The 5695-nt window shown below is 71.7% G+C and carries 6 protein-coding genes; 5 read left to right on the top strand and 1 reads right to left on the bottom strand.

Going from position 1 to position 5695, the window contains the following annotated elements; translation table 11 throughout:
- From AC08OQ_RS17155 to AC08OQ_RS17165, 3 genes are all read left to right on the top strand, one after another.
- On the top strand, nt 1–727 hold a 727-nt coding region (locus tag AC08OQ_RS17155; RefSeq protein WP_476612199.1), incomplete at its 5' end, for a TerD family protein.
- A gap of 193 nt (nt 728–920) precedes the next feature.
- Nucleotides 921–2264 (top strand): magnesium transporter MgtE N-terminal domain-containing protein, encoded by a 1344-nt coding sequence (locus AC08OQ_RS17160; protein WP_476601943.1) that lies wholly within the window; start codon nt 921–923, stop codon nt 2262–2264.
- Nucleotides 2261–2878 carry a DUF1003 domain-containing protein gene (locus AC08OQ_RS17165; RefSeq protein ID WP_476612200.1) on the top strand — a complete coding sequence of 206 codons (618 nt, stop codon included), beginning with the start codon at nt 2261–2263 and terminating at the stop codon, nt 2876–2878. Before AC08OQ_RS17160 ends, AC08OQ_RS17165 begins: the two co-directional genes overlap by 4 nt.
- Nucleotides 2879–2943: 65 nt before the next feature.
- Here AC08OQ_RS17165 and AC08OQ_RS17170 read toward each other — a convergent pair whose 3' ends face one another.
- The gene (locus AC08OQ_RS17170; RefSeq protein WP_476593745.1) at nt 2944–3225 is read right to left on the bottom strand and encodes a chorismate mutase; all 282 of its coding nucleotides are present in this window, start codon (nt 3223–3225) and stop codon (nt 2944–2946) included.
- Between the two features lie 384 nt (nt 3226–3609).
- Between AC08OQ_RS17170 and AC08OQ_RS17175 the strand changes: the two genes are divergently transcribed.
- Both AC08OQ_RS17175 and AC08OQ_RS17180 read left to right on the top strand, forming a co-directional pair.
- Nucleotides 3610–4464 carry a RecB family exonuclease gene (locus tag AC08OQ_RS17175; RefSeq protein WP_476601945.1) on the top strand — a complete coding sequence of 285 codons (855 nt, stop codon included), beginning with the start codon at nt 3610–3612 and terminating at the stop codon, nt 4462–4464.
- Between the two features lie 104 nt (nt 4465–4568).
- The coding region (locus AC08OQ_RS17180; RefSeq protein WP_476601946.1) for a pyridoxal phosphate-dependent aminotransferase at nt 4569–5695 on the top strand (1127 nt) is incomplete at its 3' end.

The following is a 5695-nucleotide window of genomic DNA, read 5'->3' on the forward strand; positions in this document are numbered from 1 at the left end:
GCAGTGGGGCCCGCCGACCCCGGCGGGGGGCCCGCAGTGGGGCCCGCCGCCCCCGCCACCCGGCGGGCAGCAGTGGGGTCCGCAGCCGGGTGGTCAGCAATGGGGTCCGCCGCCCCCCGCGCCGGGAGCGCCCGGTCAGCAGGGTGGCCGGGTGAACCTGGACAAGGGGCGGGTATCGCTCACCAAGGGGCAGAGCGTCTCGTTGGTGAAGACCGGCGCGCCGCCGCTCACCCGGGTCCGGATGGGCCTTGGGTGGGATCCGGCCCAGCACGGGAAGTCGATCGACCTCGACGCGTCCTGCATCCTGTTCGACGAGCGCGGCAAGGACGTCGACAAGGTCTGGTTCATGTCCAAGAAGGGCGCCCGGGGAGCCGTGCGCCACTCTGGGGACAACCTGACCGGCCATGGCGAAGGGGACAACGAGACGATCATGGTCGATCTCGGCGCCCTGCCGGGGAACGTCGTCACCCTGATCTTCACGGTCAACAGTTTCCAGGGACAGACCTTCGTCGAGGTGCGTAACGCCTACTGCCGGTTGTATGACGATCTCACCGGGCAGGAGCTCGTCCGGTTCGACCTGTCCGACTCCAAGCCGTCCACCGGACTGGTGATGTGCCGGGTGCAGCGCGACCGCGGGGCTCCCACCTGGTCGATGACGGCGATCGGGGAGTTCCACGACGGCAAGACCGTCCGCGCCATGGTCAATCCGTCGAGGCAGTACCTGTAGGCAGTGCCCGTAGCCCGATCCCCGGCCCCGGAACGCCGGGCGGTTTGCCGGCGGCCCGCGCGGCGGTGTTGATCCGGCCGACCTCTCCGGGTTGTGGGATGTCCCGGGCCGGGTAACCTCCGGCCGTGAACAGGTCTGCAGGGCCGTCGTGGGCCGGTATGTTGCGCTTCGCAGGCATCGTCCGGTGATGGGCATGATCTCCCGCCCGGCTCCGTCCCGCGTCTACTGCCGCCGGCTGGCGGGCCTGCTTGTCCTGGACCCGAATGGCGACCAGGTCGGCAGGGTGCGCGATGTGATCGCGACGCTGCGACTCGGGCATGAGCCGCCCCGAGTCCTGGGCCTGGCCGTCGAGGTCCAACGCCGACCGATCTTCGTGCCGATGAGCCGGGTCACCGGGGTGGAGTCGGGCGCGGTGGTGCTGTCCTCGGCCCGGCTGAGCTGGCGGCGTTTCCAGCAGCGCCCGAACGAGACCCGGGTGCTCGGCGAGCTGCTTGACCGGCGGGTGACGCTCATCTCGTCCGGCGTCGAGGTGACCGTCGTCGATGCCGCGATCGAACCGGTTCGCGGCGGCGACTGGGTGCTAGACCAGGTGGCGGTGCGGGTCGGCCGGGGCCGGCGCGGCGAGGTGAAGACGGTCGCCTGGGACGAGGTCACCGGCTTCTCGCTGCCCGAGGAGGGGCAGGGGGCCGCGAACCTGCTCGCCGCGTTCGAGAAGCTGCGGCCCGCCGACCTCGCGTCGCTGCTGCATGACCTGTCCGAGAAACGGCGCGCGGAGGTCGCTGCCGCCCTCGATGACGAGCGGCTTGCCGACGTCCTCGAGGAGCTGCCGGAGGACGAGCAGGTCGAGTTGCTCAGGGGACTCGCCGACGAGCGGGCCGCCGACGTGCTGGAGGCGATGGGCCCCGACGACGCGGCGGACCTGCTGGGCGAGCTGCCCGCCGACGACGCGGAGCGTCTCCTGCGGCTGATGGAGCCCGACGAGGCCGCCGGCGTGCGCCGTCTGCTGCTCTACGCCGACGACACGGCCGGCGGCATGATGACCAGCGAGCCGGTCGTGCTCGCCCCGAACGCGACGGTCGCCGAGGCGCTGGCCCGCATCCGCGAACCCGAGCTTTCCCCGGCGCTTGCCGCGCAGGTCTACGTGGTGCGCCCGCCCTACGAGACGCCCACCGGCCGCTACCTCGGTCTCGCCCATTTCCAGCGGCTGCTGCGTGAGCCGCCGGCGACCCTGGTCGGTGGCGTGATCGACGTCGACATCGCCTCGCTGCGGCCCGAGACCCCGCTGGCCGAGGTCACCCGTCATCTGGCGTCCTACAACCTGGTGGCGGCACCGGTTCTCGACCGCGCCGGCCGGCTCGTCGGCGTCGTCACCGTCGACGACGTGCTCGACCACCTGCTTCCCGCGAACTGGCGGGAGCGACAGCTCGACGCGGACGTGGATGCGCGGGCGACCCCCGGGGCACTGACCCCGCCCGCCGCGGGCGACGTGGAACCAGGCTCCCGCGGCGAGGTGGGCAGCTCCCCGGCCGCACCATGAGACGCCTGGGACGCCTGGGACGCCTGGGACGCCTGGGACGCCGTCGGCCGCGAGGCGCCCGCCTCGATCAGCCGCGGCTGTCCCGGCGGTCCGCGCTGCGCTCCGCCTACGAGCCGGGCGCCTTCGGGCGAATCGCGGAGCGGGTGGCGCGTTTCATCGGCACGGCCCGGTACCTCGTTGCGCAGAGCATCGTGATTGTGCTGTGGGTCGCCTACAACATCATCGCCCCGCAGTCCGCCCGGTTTGACAATTTCCCGTTCATCTTTCTGACGTTGGTCCTGTCGCTGCAGGCCGCGTACGCGGCACCGCTCATCCTGCTGGCGCAGAACCGCCAGGACGACCGGGACCGCGCGAACCTCGCCCAGGACCGCGAGCAGACCATCCGTAACCGCGAGGACACCGAATACCTCGCCCGCGAACTGGCCGCGATGCGCATCACGATCGGCGAGCTCGCCACCCGGGACTTCCTGCGTTCGGAACTGCGGGGGTTGCTCGCGGAGCTGGAGGGGCCGGACGGTGACCGGGCGAAGGACCGGGCGAAGGACCGGGAGCGGGAACGCGATCGGGAACGCCGACGGCGGGAGAGCGAGCGTTCGTTACGTTCGCCGCGATGACCGGGCCGGTGCGGTGGGCTGGTGCGAACGGCGGCCGCGTGCCGCACCGGCGGGTGCCCGGGTGCCTACCGCACGGTACCGCGACAGAGCGTCAGTACCGCCATCGCGATCTCGACCCCGCGAGGCCCCAGCTCGTCCGCCCAGATCGCGATGATCTCGTTCTCCCGGGCGTGCTGGATGCGAGGCCCGCCCTCGGCCGAGCGCAGCGCCTGGATCTGCTGGGACAGGTCCCGCCGGGTTGCGACGAGATCACGCAGCTGAGCATCGATGTCATCGATGAGCTGTCGTCCCTCGTCGATCGAGGCGATGGCCGGCGCGGTGCTGGGGGCATCGACGACGTTCTCCACAAGTGGGCCTTTCGGTCGGAGGCCCGGCGCACCCCAGGCCGAGACAACCCGGAGGCGGACCGGGCCTGGGTCTGGCGCTTGTGCCGCGTGAGATCAGCGGCGGAGCGGGGACCGTGCCCGGTCCCCATAAAACAGCCGCAGCGACGTGCCGTGACCTGTGAGTCGGCGGCACGTGAATCGACTGCACTGCATGGCAAGAGCATGCCAGCCGCGTGCCGATTCGTCCAGGCGCCTGATCTCTTGGGTAGCCATCCACCCCGACTCTTGGGTAACCCCACCCCGACTGATCCCTCACCTTGACTAATCCCTCACCTTGACTCGGGCGGCGACGCCGCCCGATCAGGCGTCCGGTAACCGAGGCGAGGCCGGTGAGACCATCGGATAATGGCGCAACTGGAGCTCACCGGCATGCCCCGCCGGCTTTTTTCCTGCACGCCGTCGCGGCTGGCCGCCTTCGAGGACTGCCCCCGCCGGTACCGGATGACGTATCTGGACCGGCCGCGGCCGCCCAAGGGGCCGCCCTGGGCGCACACCTCCTTCGGTGTCAGCGTGCACAACGCGCTGCGACGCTGGTGGGAGGAGCCGATCGAGCAACGGGCCCCGCAGCGGGCCGCGGCGCTGTTGCGGTTGCTGTGGGTCGACGAAGGTTTCCGGGACGGTGAGCAGTCGTACCGGTGGCGCGAGCGCGGCGCGCGGATGGCGCATGACTATGTCGCGCACCTCGATCCGGCGGCCGAGCCGCGCGGGGTCGAGCGCTCGGTCGCGGCCCGTACCGAGGCACTGGCCTTCTCCGGGCGGGTGGACCGTCTCGACGACCGAGACGGGGAGTTGGTCGTCGTCGACTACAAGACCGGACGCCGGCCGATCACCGACGACGACGCGCGATCGTCCCCGGCGCTCGCGCTCTACGCCTTGGCCGCCGGGCGGATGCTGCGCCAACCATGCCGGCGGGTCGAGCTGCACCACGTGCCCAGTGGGCGGGTCGCGGCCGCCGAGCACACCGAGGCGAGCATCGCCCGGCACGTGCGGCGGGCGGAGTCGGTCGCGGCGGACGCCGTGCGCGCGACGGAGGCCCTGCGGGCGGGTGAGGATCCGCAACGGGCGTTCCCGCCGAGCCCCGGCCCCCTGTGCTCGTGGTGCGATTTCCGGAGCCACTGCCCCGAGGGGCAGGCGGCTGGCCCCGAACGCCAGCCCTGGGACGCCCTCGGCGACGAGGACGACGAGGACGACGAGGGCTGAGGCGCCGGCATACCGGGCCGCCGGCATACCGGGCCGCCGGACACCGGGGCGCCGGTATCCCGGGGCGCCGGACACCGGGCCGGGAGAGGGGCCATCATGAAACGATGCCCGACCAGACCGCCGCGCCTGCCCGGCCGCGGGTCTCCGCGAAGGCCGCGACCTTCACCGAATCGGTGATCCGGGAGATGACCCGGCTCGCTCTCGCGCACGACGCCGTGAACCTCGCGCAGGGCTTCCCCGACTTCGCCTGCCCGCCGCAGCTCAAGGAGGCGGCCAAGGCCGCCATCGACGCGGACGTGAACCAGTACGCCATCACGTGGGGAGCCGCGGAGTTCCGCGCCGCCGTTGCCGCGAAGGTGGCCGGAACCTACCCGGGCTGGTCGGTTGACCCCGGCACCGAGATCTGCGTGACCTGCGGCTCCACCGAGGCAATGATCGCGACGATGCTCGCGCTGGTCGACCCCGGCGACGAAGTGATCATGTTCGAGCCGTTCTACGAGAACTACGGCCCGGATGCGATCCTCTCCGGCGCCCGGCCGAAGCTCGTCCGCCTGCATGCCCCGGACTGGACGATCGACGAGGCGGAGCTGCGTGCGGCGTTCTCCGACCGCACCCGCGCCATCGTGCTGAACACCCCGCACAACCCGACCGGCAAGGTGCTGCGCCGCGCCGAGCTGGACCTCGTCGCCGAGCTCTGCCAGCGCCACGACGCGCTCGTGTTCACCGACGAGATCTACGAGCACATCCACTACCTGGGCCCGGGCGGCCACATCCCGCCGGCCACCGTTCCCGGGTTGGAGGACCGCACCGTCACCATCAACGCGCTGTCCAAGACCTACGCGGTGACCGGCTGGACGATCGCGCCCGCCGCCTACACCTCGGCGATCCGCAAGGTGCACGATTTCCTCACCGTCGGGGCGGCGGCACCGTTACAGGCCGGCGGGGTGGCGGCGATGAACCTGCCGGAGACGTACTACGCCGATCTCGCCCGGCAGTACCGGGAACGGCGGGATCTGCTCTGCGCGGCCCTCGCCCGGACCGGCTTCACCTTCCGGGAACCGGACGGGGCGTACTACGTGATGTGCGACACTCACGCGCTCGACCCAGCCGGTGACGACGTGGCCTTCGCCCGCCGGCTGGTCACTGGGATCGGGGTCGCCACCGTTCCCGGCTCGTCGTTCTTCGCGGCCCCGGCGGACGGCCGCCACATCATCCGGTTCGGCTTCCCTAA

This window comes from Frankia sp. CcCS3 (genome assembly GCF_977927575.1).

What these genes read in the sequence shown, in the direction of transcription:
- AC08OQ_RS17160 (WP_476601943.1), top strand. Translation starts at nt 921, where the DNA reads ATGATCTCCCGCCCGGCTCCGTCCCGCGTCTACTGCCGCCGGCTGGCG.
- AC08OQ_RS17175 (WP_476601945.1), top strand. Translation starts at nt 3,610, where the DNA reads ATGGCGCAACTGGAGCTCACCGGCATGCCCCGCCGGCTTTTTTCCTGC.
- AC08OQ_RS17165 (WP_476612200.1), top strand. Translation starts at nt 2,261, where the DNA reads ATGAGACGCCTGGGACGCCTGGGACGCCTGGGACGCCTGGGACGCCGT.